The organism is Roseovarius aestuarii, from assembly GCF_019966515.1.
Lineage (GTDB): Bacteria > Pseudomonadota > Alphaproteobacteria > Rhodobacterales > Rhodobacteraceae > Roseovarius > Roseovarius aestuarii.
In genome coordinates, this window is record NZ_JAIMIB010000005.1 from 163820 (window position 1) to 177659 (window position 13840).

The following is a 13840-nucleotide window of genomic DNA, read 5'->3' on the forward strand; positions in this document are numbered from 1 at the left end:
TGGGAATACCGACTACTGCGTAGAAAACACGCCTTTGGTCCGCAAACCTTACCGGTTCATGGGTCTGACAAAGGCTCGGAGGCGCAAACTCTGGGAATCACCGCTGAATCGACGTAACGATTCGTCATGCGACGCTTGCGCGACCACCTTTGGCGAAACTACGGGCAGAAACTGTTTCTGACTGCCACGCTACCGCTTGTGCTGGCGGCCGTGGTGATTTCGGTCCTTGTCACACTTGAATCTCGCCAACTGGCCGAGCGTGAAATCCGCAATCTCGAACGGCAGTTGATTGCCGCTAAACGCGCCGAGCTGAAAAACTATCTTTCCATCGCCCGCAACGCCTTTTTCAACATCTATGGGCGCGCCTCGCCCGATGACGAAGAAGCCAAGCTGGTGATCACGCAGATCCTGTCGGCCATGCTCTATGGCCGCGACGGCTATTTCTTTGTCTACGACTATGACGGCAACAACCTTGTCAGCCCGCGCGAGACCAATCTCATCGGCAGAAACTGGACCGGGCGAACCGATCCGAACGGCACCGCCATCACCGATGAACTGGTCCGGCTTGCGCGCTCTGGTGGGGGCTATCACACTTACGCCTCAGTCAAGCCCAGCACCGGTGAGACCGCCCAGATGGTTACCTATGTGATCGGGCTGCAGGACTGGCGATGGGCCATCGGTACCGGGGTCTTCATCGACGACGTGGTGGCCAAGGTCGCCGCGTCGCGCGCCGAGGTCGAGGCGCGCATCCGCCGGACATTTCTTTATATCGGCGCCATCACGCTTGCGACCCTGCTCCTGGTCTTCGGGTCAGGGCTGTTCATCACCATCAGGGAACGCCGCCTGGCCGATGCCAAGCTCAAGAAGCTCACTCAGCGGGTGTTCGATGCTCAGGAGGAAGAGCGCGGCCGCGTCGCCCGAGAACTGCACGATGGCATCAGTCAGATCCTTGTCGGGGTCCGCTATGCGCTTGATACCGCACGCCGCAGGCTGGCCAATGGTGACATGCGCGCCGCCGACACGCTTGACAGCGGTCTCGAGCATCTCTCCGGCGCGATTCAGGAAGTCCGCCGGATCAGCCGGGATCTGCGCCCCGGTGCGCTTGACGATCTGGGCCTCGGCCCGGCCCTCAAAGCGCTGGCCGAGGATTTCGGCAAACGCACCGGGATCGAGACCGAATTCGACACGGTGGTATTCCGCAACCGGCTGGACGAAGACGCCAAGATCGCGCTCTACCGTGTCGCACAGGAAGCGCTGACCAATATCGAACGCCATTCCGGCGCGTCCAAACTCACCATTGATCTGCGCGGCCATGCCCGCGGCGCCACCTTGCGCATTGCCGATGACGGACGTGGTCTTGATCAGACCCATGCGCAGGACACGCCCTCCTCCGGACTGGGCCTGCGCAACATGCAGGAACGTATGGAGCAGTTGGATGGCAATCTTCGCATCCTCTCCAGCAAGACCGGTACGGTGATCGAGGCAACGGTACCTCTCAGCCACCTGCTTCCGCCTGAAAAAGCAAAATCCGAAACAAAGGCCAGCGCATGACACGCCCTGACACACCCCCTGCCCCGATCCGCATCGTCATTGTCGATGATCACCCGATGGTGGCCGAGGGCATCCAGTCGATCCTCGAAAGTTACGAAGATGTCGAGGTGATCGCGACGCTCAGCGATGGTCAGCAGATCATCGACCAGGCCGAGGTGCTGAACCCCGATGTCATCCTGCTCGACCTCAACATGCCGGGCATCAGCGGGTTGACCGCAACCGAGATCATTCTGGAACGCCGCCCCGATACCCGCATCCTGATCCTCAGCATGCATGATAGCCCTGAATACATTTCCTCGGCGCTCAGCCACGGCGCAATGGGGTATGTGCTGAAAGATGTGCCCACCGACGAGATCAGGCGCGCGATTGATGCGGTCATGGCCGGACAGCGCTATCTCTGCACCGGCGCGCAGGGCTCGCTTGAGCCGTTTGACCGCAGCGACCGTGAACAGCTGACCAACCGCGAACAGACGATCCTGCTGCAACTGGCGCAAGGTAAGTCCAACAAGGAAGTCGCGGTCGAGCTGGATATATCCGTCCGTACGGTCGAGACCCACCGCAAGAACATCAAGCGCAAGCTGGGCATCTCCTCCACCGCCGGTCTGACCCGCTACGCGTTGGAACACGGGGTACTGCAAGGCACCGGCGTGCAGATTTGATGCCTTGCGCAAACGCCTGAGCGCGTCAAATGACCGTTCATCCGCCGATTTCCCGCCCGAAATCGCAGAGTTGTTGCCTTGGGGACCGTCCGGGTACAAACTATGGCTGCAGTGGCATTCAAGAGAGACGATTGAAGTGGCAAATTCTGTTATCGAAAAAGACCTCATTATCGACGGCAATGTCAGTTCAGGTGAAGGCGGCATTGAAATAAATGGCAAAGTGACCGGCGACATCACCGCAGATTCGGTTTTCGTCCAACAGGGCGGTTCGACCAAGGGCAAGCTGTCGGCAAAGTCGATCACGATCGAAGGTGAACACACCGGCAGTCTGCAATGCGATGATCTGAAACTTGGGACAACATCCAAGGTGCATGCCAATGTCACGGCCAAGACAATGGCGGCCGAAAGCGGCGTGAAGATGACCGGTCAGATCAAGGTAACCGGGTGAAAAGAACCTGTTCGGCGGTCGGCATTTCATGCCTCTCGCGCATTGAACGTTCTTGTTCAGCCCTTTCCGGATAAAGAACATCATAAGGGCGGCGACTGACCTGGAGGGCGTTGAAACCGGGATTTATTCGGGCGCCTCGCCAAAGCCGCAACGTCTCCATCAGGCGAAACATCAAAAAGCGAGTCCCGGAGGGAGGTCGGTCACCACCCGGCCAAATCGGGCGCGGCAAGCAGAATAGGTTGGAAGTGCACAGGCAAAGGATCGCAAGGTCCGCACAGAGCCCTTAGCGGACCCCAGATTGCTAAATTTCCAGCTCTGATTATGCTGAGTGTGCTGGAGGATGCCATGACTGAAATTGACCAGCCAAAGATTGAAGAAAGTCTTGATCCACCTGATTGGGCGACGCTTCATTCGACGGCGCACCAGATCATCGACGATGCAATCTCACATGTACGCGACGTCCGCGATCGTCCGCTTTTGCAGGATATGCCCACCGCGGTTCGCGACGCTTACGCCGCGCCATTGCCGCTCGGGTCAACAGCTCTCGATGACGTCTATGCGGAACTAAAATCAAATCTTCTTCCGTATCCCATGGGTAATATCCATCCACGGTTTTGGATGTGGTACATGGGTTCAGGGAGTTTTAGCGGCGCATTAGGAGAATTTTTGGCGGCGATTGATGGGTCTAACCTCGGTGGCGGTAACTTCGCGGGAGCGCTGATGGATGGGCAGGTTACCAATTGGCTAAAAAAGATGATGGGCTTCCCTGAAACGGCGAGTGGAACTTTGGTTAGCGGCGGTTCAATGGCCAATATTGTTGGACTTACAGTAGCACGTAACGCACTGGCAGGCATTGATGTTCGATCGGAGGGAGTCGCTGCGATCAAGCAGCCACTGTCATACTACGCCTCTGATCAGGCCCATAGTTGCCACCAGAAAGCCGTTGAGCTTTTGGGCCTGGGGAACAAAGCACTGCGCCGTGTGCCTTCTGATTCAGACCTGTGCATGAATTTGGCGGAGCTTAGAAGACGGATAGATGAAGATCGCGATGCAGGTAGGCGACCAGCTTGCGTGATTGCGACGGCAGGCACAGTGAATACCGGGGCAATAGACGACCTGAAGGCGATCCGGCAGTTGTGTGACGCGGAGGGTCTTTGGCTTCACGTCGACGGGTGTATCGGTGCCCTGATGACAATAGCACCTGAGAACAGACATCTCGTGGACGGCATTGAATATGCAGATTCATTGGCGCTTGATCCTCACAAATGGCTACATGCTCCGTTCGAGGCCGGCTGCGCTATAATAAAAGATGCTGCTCTGCATAGGGACGCCTTCGCCGTTCATCCCGAATATCTTGAAGAAAAGCCACGCGGCATTGCGGCTGCAGAATATCTTCAGGACTACAACCTTCAGACTTCTCGCGGTTTTAGAGCACTAAAGATATGGATGACGCTCAAGGAACATGGTGTTGAGAAGTTTGGGCGGTTGATTGACCAGAACATCGCACAAGCCCGCTATCTGACTGAAATGGTGAATGAAGATGCCGAGCTTGAACTGGCCGCACCAACGACGGTCAACATTGTTTGCTTTCGCTACAAGCCAGCCGAGTTGGCTGATGATGCGCTGGAGACTTTGAATACAGAGATCATGATCCGCCTGCAGGAAAGTGGTACTGCAGCAGTATCAGATACAACCGTCAAGGGACGGCATTGTTTGAGAGCCGCAATATGCAATCACAGGACAAGGCTCAGCGACCTCGAATTGTTGCTCAGGGAAGTTAAGGCTGTTGGTTTGGAAGTTTTGGAAAACGGATAGTCGATTGTTGCCGCCAGTATCACGTTGGTGATCGTACAATTATGATAGAGTACTGATACTCGGCAAAGGTCAGCTTTGTCTGCAAAACCGACCTTGGTGGGAAACGTCTTTGGCCGCAGGTAATGTCTCACGATCACAACTGACCGAACTGCGCAGCCTGCCGGGCGTTCCAGCGCACCGTCAGCTCGAACCCCTTCTCGCCCTGTGCCTCGCTCTCGACCAGCCCGCGTTCAAAAAGCCAGGCACGTTTGCGGCCCTCATTGAAATCCAATGACACACTGGTTTCCACCATGTCCCCCTCCAGCGCCTCGGTGATACCGGCCACCAGTGTATCCATCCCTTCGCCGGTGATGGCCGAGATTGCCAGCGCGTCATCCATCCGAGCGGCCTGAGTCAGAACCGTGTTGCGCGCCTCAGCGTCCAGCCGGTCGACCTTGTTCCAGACCTCGATCTGCGGCGTGTCCTTGGCTACGCCGAGGCTGTCCATGATGGCGCGCACGTCTTCGGCCTGTTCAGCCGTCTCTGGGTGCGAGATGTCGCGCACATGCACGATCAGGTCCGCCGCCAGCACCTCCTCGAGCGTGGCGCGGAAGGCGGCAACCAGTTCGGTCGGCAGATCGCTGATGAAACCGACCGTGTCCGACAGGATGATCTCGGGGCCTGATTCCGGCAGTTCAATCCGCCGCATCGTCGGATCGAGCGTGGCAAAGAGCATGTCCTTGGCCATTACCTCGGCCCCGGTCATGCGGTTGAACAGCGTCGACTTGCCAGCGTTGGTATAGCCCACCAGCGCCACAATCGGAAACGGCACCTTGGCGCGCGAGGCGCGGTGCAAGGTGCGGGTCTTGATCACCTTGTCCAATTGCCGCCGGAGCCGCACCAACTGGTCGTCAATGGCGCGCCTGTCAGCCTCGATCTGCGTTTCACCGGGACCACCCACGAAGCCCAGCCCGCCGCGCTGCCTTTCAAGGTGGGTCCAGGCCCGGACCAGCCTTGTGCGCTGATAGCTCAGCGCCGCCATCTCGACCTGCAACACCCCCTCGCGGGTGGCGGCGCGGTCGCTGAAAATCTCCAGAATCAACCCGGTACGATCCAGAAGCTTCAGTCCCCAGGCCTTTTCCAGATTGCGCTGCTGCACCGGCGTGACTGGCCCGTCGATCAGCACCAGATCGATCTCTTCGGCCTCGAATAGCGCGTTCAGTTCTTCGATCTTACCCTTGCCAAAGAGCGTGCCGGGATGGGCGCGTGGCAGTCGCACGACCATATCCCCCGCAACCTCAAGCTCGGGCAGCGCATGGGCAAGCGATACCGCCTCCTCCAGCGCCAATTGGGGATCACGAGTTCCCGGCGATGTCTTGATGTCAGGATGCAGAACCCAGGCCCGGGTCGCCTCCCGCGCGGTCTCGGTCAACTGGCGTCTTCACCATCATAGAGGTTCACCGGCTGCGACGGCATGATGGTGCTGACCGCGTGCTTGTAGACAAGCTGCGATTGCCCATCCCGGCGCAACAGGATGCAGAAATTGTCAAACCAGGTGATCACACCCTGTAGCTTGACCCCGTTGATCAGAAATACTGTGACCGGAATCTTGGTCTTTCGTACCTGGTTCAGAAATGCATCTTGCAAATTTTGTCTGTCAGCAGCCATTTGTCCTCAAAGCCTTTGTTCTTGCGCGCACCGCGGATCGGCACAGGTCTCTCCGGTCGCGTGAGTATGAAGTGCCCATGCGAGGGATTCCAGCCTAAAATTCATCTTTAGGCGGGGGATGCAAGCCCAACCGTATCAATCCCGCCACAGACCCGGGTTGAAAAGCGCGATGATCGCAAGGGTTTCCAGCCGCCCGATCACCATTGCCGCGGACAAGACAAGCTTGGCTGCGGCGCTCAGCTGCAGTAGGTTGATGGGCTGTTCGGCGGCCACCTGCGTCAATGGGCCGGTGGTTGAAAGTGCGGCGATAGTCAGTACGATAGCCTCTTCAAAATCCATCCCCAGAAGCGCCAGAGTCACGGTAAAAAAAGCCAGCGACATGGCGAAAAGCATGAAGAATATCCAGGCGATAAAGGCGCCCTGACGGCGAATTCGACGCCCGCCCGCGCTGGCGCGACCCACCGATGACGGATGCACAAGCCGCTCCATCTCGCGTCGCCCGTTGAGGTAAAGCGCATAGACCCTAAGCAGTTTGACGCCGCCCGCAGTGGTCGCCACACCGCCGCCCACAAGCGACAGACCCAATAATATCAGGCCAGGGGTTCCCAAACCCGACCAGTCGCGTGCCACCGCCCAGTCGGTGCTTTCAAAACCGGTCGTCGACAGGAACGACAAGACCGTGAAGGTGCCCCCCCAAAGTGCGCTCAGTACCATTCCCACGCTGGCGGGTTCCTGAAGTTCGAGCGACCCCAACCAATGCCGCGCGAAAAGCAACACCGGCACGCCTAGTACCAAGAGCACGCCGATGCGAAACTCGGGATCGCTGTTCAGCCCGGGACGAGCCGCAGTGATCGTGTCCGATGAAAAGGTAAGGCGCGATAAGGCAAACAGCATAAAGAGGAAAATCACCATCTCGCCGGTGACACCCGATGCGCCGTTTTGCACGCCTCCGATGGGCGATATCCCGCTCGTCGCCAAGGTCGACATGGCATGGATCATCGCGACCATCGGACGGTCGCCACCAATCAGCAGTAATATCCAGAGCGCCGCTGTCAACCCGACATAGATCGGCCCGAGCTGCATGGTGATCTGACGGATGCGTTTATCCATGCTGGCCCGCTCGAATCGGCCGGTAACCGGTTCACCCTGCCCCGGTTCGGCGCTTGCAGTCACTTCAAACCCACCCAGATTAAGCGGCGCCAGTACCGCTGAGGCGCTGACCCAGACCAGCAATCCCCCGGCCCAACCGACCATGCCGCGCCACAGATGCAGCGTGTCGCCAAGGCGCTTTGGGTCTTCGAACAGCGTGGCACCCGTCGTGGTGACAGATGACACCATTTCGGTATAGGCGTTCAGGAAACTCGTGGTCTCCAACCCTTCGTAGAACGGTACTGCCAGAAACAAGGGTAACGCCGAATAGGCCAAAAACAGCGATAAGAGGTTCTGCAATTCGTTTGTGCCGCCACGTTGCCGCCCAGACATCGCCAACCCGATCACCATGACCAGCGTCATGCCCAGAACGCCGGAATAGGCAAAGCTGCGCGAGACGCTGTGATCTTCGTTGACCAGTGCGTGCAGCGCCGGGATAAACATGGCAAGCGCCGATATGCCTGCCAGCACAAGGATCAGGGGAAATGAAAGCAGCCGCGCGATCATCGGCTCAGAAGAAATCAATTGAGACCTGAAGCAACTGCTCGACCGCTGGCACGTCATTGGCCAGCGCAAACAGCACGATCACGTCACCCGCCTCGATCCGCAGCCCGCCGGTCGGCTTGATCACCTCGCCGTCCTTCATCACGCCGCCCACCAGCACACCTTCGGGAAAATCAATATCGCGGATGGTCGAACCGGCAATGTTCGAGGTCGACATCACCTCAGCTTCGATCACCTCGGCCTCGGCATCTCCGATCGAATAAACCCCCCGCACCTTGCCGTGACGGATATGGCGCAGGATCGAGCTGACCGTGGTCGCGCGCGGGTTGATATGCGCATCAATCCCCAGCGGCCCCATCAATGGCACCAGCGTCGGATCGTTGATCAGCGAGATCACATAAGGACAGCCCTCGGCCTTGGCCCGCACCGCGGCCAACATGTTGACCTTATCATCATCGGTGACCGCCAGCATCGCATCGGCGCGGGAAATACCCGCCTCCTGCAACAATGACGCTTCCAGCCCGTCGCCGTTCAGCACAATGGTACGCTCAAGCTCGTCAGCGGCCATTTCGGCGCATTTGCGGCTGCGCTCGATCATCTTGACGCGGACACCCCCGCCGCGTGTTTCCAGCGCCTGGGCAACCGCAAGCCCGATATTGCCACCGCCGACAATGACCAGCCGCTCCTGCTTGGATTCCGACTTGCCGAACACTTCCAGCGTTCGCGGGATATCCTCAACCGGCGCAAAGACATAGCATTCATCACCGACAAATAGCTGGTCGCCCGCCTCGGGGGCAAAAAGGCGCCCCTCGCGCCGCACCGCCAGCACCACCACGCGCAGGGTGGAAAAGAGATCGCTCAACTGCCGGAGCGGCGTGTTCACTACCGGGCAGTCGTGATCCAGACGCAGGCCCATCAGCTGTGCCTTGCCACCCAGAAACGTGTCGGTGTCAAAGGCGGCCGGGGCGGCCAGCCGCTGCAGGGCGGCCGCCGCCACTTCGCGCTCGGGGCTGATCACCACTTCGATCGGCATGTGATCGCGCCGGTAGAGATCGGAATAGATCGCATCCAGATAGGATTGGCTGCGCAGGCGCGCCACCTTGCGCGAGATCGAAAAGATCGAATGCGCCACCTGGCAGGTGACCATGTTCACCTCGTCTGAATGGGTGGCGGCGATGATCATATCCGCATCGCGCGCACCGGCCCGTTCCAGAACATCGGGATAAGAAGCGAAACCAGTGATACCCTGCACGTCCAGCGTGTCGGTGGCCCGACGCACCAGGTCAGGGTTGTTGTCCACCACTGTGACATCGTTGTTTTCGCCAGACAGGTGGCGGGCGATCTGCCAGCCAACCTGACCGGCACCGCAGATGATGACCTTCATACGTCTTGCCTCATCCTCTCTGAAGGTGTTGCATGACAGAAGGGCGGTTCAGGGTCAATTGCTTTGTCCCACCACAGCGCATTTCTGACGTAACCGAAATACGAGTAAACCAATGAAACACAGTCTAAAAATAGCCCTGACCGCTGGTTTTCTGCTGACATCCTGCGCGCCCTTGCAAATATACTACAAGGAAGGCGAAACCGTTGCGCGCATGGATCGCGACCAGACCACCTGCGAGGTGGCGGCCCTGCGACAGGTGCCTGCCGACATTCGCTCCCGCTATATCCCGCCAGTCTACGACCGCTACCGGATATGCCATGCCAACGGGTATTGCCGCTGGCACAGCCGCCTGATCTCACCCGGCCGGTTCGAAAGCTATGATGCAAATGCCCCGTTACGTGGCAAGGTTGCCGATCAATGCATGGCGGATCAAGGCTATGTGAAGGCCAGGATCAAGCGCTGTGATGCCAGCACAACCCGCGCGACGCCGATGCGCGCAACACAGGTTCTGCCACCTTTGACCGCGAAATCATGCGCAATCCGGTTTCGATCCGGTCGCTGGCAGATCGTGACCCCTGGGGATGGCTGATATCAGCGATTCCCACAAAAAAGAATTATATCAGCACACTAAAGGGTTTTCTTCGACTGAATCGTGGTGAAAACGAACGACGAAATCGATCTGACTGAACTGTCTGATCCGTGAGTGATGATCTGAAAATCGTTTAGTGTGTAATTCTTCCTTTTTCGAAATCAGCAACGGGCCCAATCCAGCCCTAAAATTCCTTCTTGCTATCCAGTTTATACCCTAAATTCGTATCTCGGTATATATGATACTTTGAAAATACTACCTTAAGGAGAGCAAGTCAAAGTGAAAAAACGGATGCCCAACCATGCGAACTGCGCAGGTCAACTGATTTTCAGGTCTCTGCAGGTTCGGTTTCTGCTGAATCGTCCACATGTGCTACGCGGTTGCCGGCTTTCGCGCTGGTCACCACACCAAGAGATTTCAACTTCCGGTGGAGTGCGCTGCGCTCCATGCCTACAAACTCCGCAGTCCGGCTGATATTGCCGCCAAACCGGTTGATCTGGGTCAGCAGATACTCCCGCTCAAATGCCTCACGCGCATCGCGCAATGGCAATGTTGCGATCGAACCTGAAAGCACCACGCGTCCCTCTTCTGGCGCGCCCTCGCTTTCGCGGGGCAATTCGCGGACATCAATCTCGTCTGTATCATCCCCCAGGATCAGCACCCGCTCAATCACATTGCGTAATTGCCGTACGTTCCCGGGCCAGCGCATGGTCTGCAACAACGCTCCCGCTTCGGTGCTTAGCCGACGCATCGGCAGCCCCTGCGTACGATTGAAAACTTCGATGAAATAGGCCGCGAGCTGTGGAATATCCTCGCGTCTTTCTTCCAGAGATGGCACATTTATCGGCACGACATTCAGGCGGTGATAGAGTTCCCGGCGGAACCTCTCTGCAGCAATCTCGGCTTCAAGGTCCCGGTTGGTCGACGATATCACGCGCAGATCGACCTCGATCTTTTCCGATCCACCGACGCGCAGGAAGGTCTGATCGACCAATACCCGCAGGATTTTGGATTGGGTGCCGGGCGGCATATCTGCGACCTCATCGAAATAGATCACCCCACCATTGGCCTCTTCCAACAGTCCGGGTTCCACTCCGCGGTCCTCGCCCTCTCGGCCAAAAAGCACCTCTTCCATCCGGTCGGACTCGATAGAGGCGCAGCCGACACTGACAAACGGTCCGTCGGCGCGACTGGAATTGGCGTGGATATAACGCGCCGCGAGTTCCTTGCCGCACCCGGCAGGCCCGGTCAGCATCACCCGGCCATTGGACTTTGTTACCTTGTCCAATTGGCTGATCAGCGTGCGGAAAGCCGCGCTGTCGCCCAGCATATCCGCGGGTGCTGTATCCCGCCGCTTCAATTCGGTATTCTCACGGCGCAAGCGGCTGGTTTCCATGCCACGCCTGATCACCACCATCAACTGATCGATGTTGAACGGCTTTTCGATGAAATCATAGGCGCCCTGCTTGATCGCCGCGACCGCGATTTCGATATTGCCGTGGCCCGAGATGATCACCACCGGCACTTCCGGGTAATCGCGCTTGACCGCCTTCAGGATGTCGATGCCATCCATATTGCTGTCTTTCAGCCAGATATCGAGGATCAGCAGCGCCGGCTGGCTGTCAGCTATAGCGCTCATCGCGTCATCGGAGTTGCCCGCAAGTCGGGTGCCATAGCCCTCGTCTTCCAGAATATCCGCGATCAGTTCGCGGATATCTCTTTCGTCATCGACAATCAGAATATCACTCATCGTATCCTCATACCGCCTGTTTATCTTGTTGCTGTGCCCCGGCCGGCGCCAGTAATGGCAGCCGGATCACGGCCATCGCACCGGGTCGTGCGTCTGTGGTGAATATTTCGGCATCGTCCAGTTCCAGCGTGCCGCCATGTTCTTCGATAATCTTCTTGACGATCGGCAAGCCCAAACCGGTGCCCTTCTCGCGTGTCGTCACGTAAGGCTCAAACAGCCTGCTGCGGTCGTCGGGCAGACCGATACCATTGTCGGAAATGCGAAGAACGGCCTCTCCACCTTCAACCTTGCTGCTGATGCGGATCGTCGGCACATGGCCTTCCGGATTTTCCTTTTCATAAAGACTTTCAATCGCTTCACCTGCATTCTTGATCAGGTTGGTCAGCGCCTGACTGATCATCGTCGCGTCCACTTCGGCCCAGAGATCATCCTTACAGAAATCCGTTTCAAACCGCACATCGGGCTGCCCGGTTTCCTGCAACAATGCCGCCTCGCTGATCAGACGGCTCAGGCTTTCATTCTTGGTTTCGGGTTCCGGCATCCGGGCGAATTTTGAAAACTCATCCACGATACGGCGCAAATCATTGGTCTGGCGCACCACCACATCGGTCAGTTGTTCGAGGCTGGTGGCGTTTTCCGCGTCCAGCTCTTTCGAGAATTTGCGCTTGATCCGTTCTGCCGACAATTGGATCGGCGTCAGCGGGTTCTTGATCTCATGCGCGATCCGGCGGGCGACATCACCCCAGGCAGCCATCCGCTGGGCCGACACCAGATCGGTCACGTCGTCGAACGCCACCACATAGCCTTCGCGCTTGCCCTCTTCGTTCAGGCGTTTTGACATCCGCACCAACAGGTTCTCCTGCCGTTTGCCGCGCGACACCTTGATCTCTTCCTGAACAAAGCCAGTTGCGCTGCCCCGCAACCGCTCGAACAGCGCGCCAAATTCGGGCACCGCCACGCTCAGCGACAGCGATTGCTGATCCTCGTGCCAGTCCAGCAACCGCTCGGCGGCGCGGTTCACAAAGGTCACCCGCCCCTTGGCATCAAGGCCCACAACGCCCGAAGACACCGAGCCAAGCACGGAATCGAACAATCGCCGACGCCGTTCGATCTGCTGCGTGTTTGCCAGAAGCGTGTTGCGCTGGCCTTTCAACTGTTTCGTCATCTGGTTGAAATAGGTGCCCAGCATGGCGATCTCGTCGTCGCCCTCTTCCTCGCGCACCTGGGTATCCAGGTCGCCCTCACCCACCCGTTGCGCCGCAAGGGTCAGCCGCCCCACGGGACGTGACAGACGTTCTGCAAACCACATGCCCAGCCAGACGGCGGCCAGGATCAGGATCAGCGCGAACCCCAGATAGACCAGGCCAAACTCGAACAGCACGCGGCCCCGTTCGGTTTCGCGCTGCTTATAGAAATCGGCGGTCTCCTGAGTTTCATCCAGCAGGTTCAGAATATCGCCGTCGACATTGCGACTGACATAGAGCAGCCGGTCCGGGATCGCCTCAAGCGGCAATAGCGCCCGGAATTCGTTATTGTCCCAGTCCTGAATGATCAGAATGCCATCTTCCAGCGCCTTCGCAATCGCCTCCGGCGAGGGTTGTTCGTAGTCGAAAAGGTATGACCGTTCGCCGCGCGAGCGCAACTCGCCCGTGCCGTCAATCACGAACGCTTCGCGCAGACCCCGCTGGATCTTCTGTTGGCCTTCGGACAGGACCTTGCGGATGTCACCATCATCCATGAATACCGTCGCCCGTTTTGTGGCATTGATGAACGCGCTCAACGCCTGCGCATCGGTGATCAGATCGCGCCGGTGTTCTTCCTCATAGGCCTGCGCAGCAGCGACCGAGCTATCGACAACCCGGCCCACCCTGTCGGAAAACCAGGCCTCAAGCCCCATATTCACGCTGAGCGTGGCGAATACTGCCACCGTCACCGTCGGCAAAAGCGCCATGATCGCGAAGACCCAGGTCAGCCGCAGGTGCAGTTTCGATCCGGCCGAGCGTTTGCGCCGGTCCGCCACCATCCGCATTACCCGCTGCAGCACCAGTGCCGCCACGATGATGACGTAGATCAGGTCGGCCAGCATCACGATGCGCAGAACGTTCGAGGACGACCCTTGGTCCAGCGGGCCCATCACCAGATAGGTCATCAGTGCCAGAACCGGGCCCAGCACCACCAACCCGAAGGTGGCGACATTCTGAACCCTCTGCAGGCGCCGCAGTTGGTTCAAGCGTTCCCAGCTAATCCTGCGTGTCCGCGTTGCCACGGTCTGCCCTCATTCGGTTGAGGTGCGATTGCCGCACCCCGCTACATATGGTGGCCATGCGGGCACCTGCCCCCCATT

11 protein-coding genes are annotated in these 13840 nt (G+C 58.3%); 5 read left to right on the forward strand and 6 right to left on the reverse strand.

Translation table 11 applies throughout. The features are described from left to right. Positions 1 to 126 precede the first annotated feature (126 nt). The 4 genes from LC334_RS09060 (at position 127) to LC334_RS09075 (ending at position 4473) form a co-directional block, all read left to right on the forward strand. On the forward strand, positions 127 to 1551 hold the full coding sequence (locus tag LC334_RS09060) for a cache domain-containing protein (RefSeq protein ID WP_085800092.1): 1425 nt from the start codon (positions 127 to 129) through the stop codon (positions 1549 to 1551). Then, positions 1548 to 2210 carry a response regulator transcription factor gene (locus tag LC334_RS09065; RefSeq protein WP_085800091.1) on the forward strand — a complete coding sequence of 221 codons (663 nt, stop codon included), beginning with the start codon at positions 1548 to 1550 and terminating at the stop codon, positions 2208 to 2210. The genes LC334_RS09060 and LC334_RS09065 overlap by 4 nt, the downstream gene beginning before the upstream one ends. Before the next feature lie 136 nt (positions 2211 to 2346). Continuing rightward, positions 2347 to 2658, forward strand: coding sequence for a bactofilin family protein (locus tag LC334_RS09070; RefSeq protein ID WP_085800232.1), 312 nt, complete (start codon positions 2347 to 2349; stop codon positions 2656 to 2658). Between the two features lie 345 nt (positions 2659 to 3003). Next, the gene (locus LC334_RS09075; RefSeq protein ID WP_139836355.1) at positions 3004 to 4473 is read left to right on the forward strand and encodes a pyridoxal phosphate-dependent decarboxylase family protein; all 1470 of its coding nucleotides are present in this window, start codon (positions 3004 to 3006) and stop codon (positions 4471 to 4473) included. A gap of 133 nt (positions 4474 to 4606) precedes the next feature. Here the strand turns inward: LC334_RS09075 and hflX are convergent, their stop codons facing one another. From hflX to trkA, 4 genes are all read right to left on the reverse strand, one after another. Further along, positions 4607 to 5884 (reverse strand): GTPase HflX, encoded by a 1278-nt coding sequence (gene hflX / locus LC334_RS09080; protein ID WP_085800089.1) that lies wholly within the window; start codon positions 5882 to 5884, stop codon positions 4607 to 4609. After that, a complete protein-coding gene (hfq, locus tag LC334_RS09085) occupies positions 5881 to 6120 on the reverse strand; it encodes an RNA chaperone Hfq (protein ID WP_085800088.1) in 240 nt (79 codons plus the stop codon). The genes hflX and hfq overlap by 4 nt, the downstream gene beginning before the upstream one ends. 135 nt (positions 6121 to 6255) lie before the next feature. Further along, positions 6256 to 7776: a TrkH family potassium uptake protein gene (locus LC334_RS09090; protein WP_085800087.1), complete on the reverse strand. Its 1521-nt coding sequence runs from the start codon at positions 7774 to 7776 to the stop codon at positions 6256 to 6258. Between the two features lie 4 nt (positions 7777 to 7780). Further along, entirely contained in the window at positions 7781 to 9157 is a 1377-nt protein-coding gene (gene trkA / locus LC334_RS09095) for a Trk system potassium transporter TrkA (RefSeq protein WP_085800086.1), read from the reverse strand. Positions 9158 to 9269: 112 nt separating this feature from the next. On the opposite strand from trkA, the gene LC334_RS09100 reads away from it, so the two are divergent. After that, a complete protein-coding gene (locus LC334_RS09100; protein ID WP_085800085.1) occupies positions 9270 to 9746 on the forward strand; it encodes a hypothetical protein in 477 nt (158 codons plus the stop codon). 328 nt (positions 9747 to 10074) lie between these two features. On the opposite strand, the gene ntrX is transcribed toward LC334_RS09100, so the two are convergent. Both ntrX and LC334_RS09110 read right to left on the reverse strand, forming a co-directional pair. Beyond that, positions 10075 to 11496, reverse strand: a complete 1422-nt coding sequence (ntrX, locus tag LC334_RS09105; protein ID WP_085800084.1) for a nitrogen assimilation response regulator NtrX — start codon at positions 11494 to 11496, stop codon at positions 10075 to 10077. 7 nt (positions 11497 to 11503) lie between these two features. Beyond that, positions 11504 to 13762 (reverse strand): sensor histidine kinase NtrY-like, encoded by a 2259-nt coding sequence (locus LC334_RS09110; RefSeq protein WP_223412927.1) that lies wholly within the window; start codon positions 13760 to 13762, stop codon positions 11504 to 11506. Between the last annotated feature and the right edge of the window lie 78 nt (positions 13763 to 13840).

Coding starts and splice junctions, on each gene's coding strand:
- LC334_RS09060 (WP_085800092.1), top strand. CDS start 127: ATGCGACGCTTGCGCGACCACCTTTGGCGAAACTACGGGCAGAAACTG.
- LC334_RS09065 (WP_085800091.1), top strand. CDS start 1,548: ATGACACGCCCTGACACACCCCCTGCCCCGATCCGCATCGTCATTGTC.
- LC334_RS09075 (WP_139836355.1), top strand. CDS start 3,004: ATGACTGAAATTGACCAGCCAAAGATTGAAGAAAGTCTTGATCCACCT.
- hfq (WP_085800088.1), bottom strand. CDS start 6,120: ATGGCTGCTGACAGACAAAATTTGCAAGATGCATTTCTGAACCAGGTA.
- LC334_RS09090 (WP_085800087.1), bottom strand. CDS start 7,776: ATGATCGCGCGGCTGCTTTCATTTCCCCTGATCCTTGTGCTGGCAGGC.
- trkA (WP_085800086.1), bottom strand. CDS start 9,157: ATGAAGGTCATCATCTGCGGTGCCGGTCAGGTTGGCTGGCAGATCGCC.
- LC334_RS09100 (WP_085800085.1), top strand. CDS start 9,270: ATGAAACACAGTCTAAAAATAGCCCTGACCGCTGGTTTTCTGCTGACA.
- ntrX (WP_085800084.1), bottom strand. CDS start 11,496: ATGAGTGATATTCTGATTGTCGATGACGAAAGAGATATCCGCGAACTG.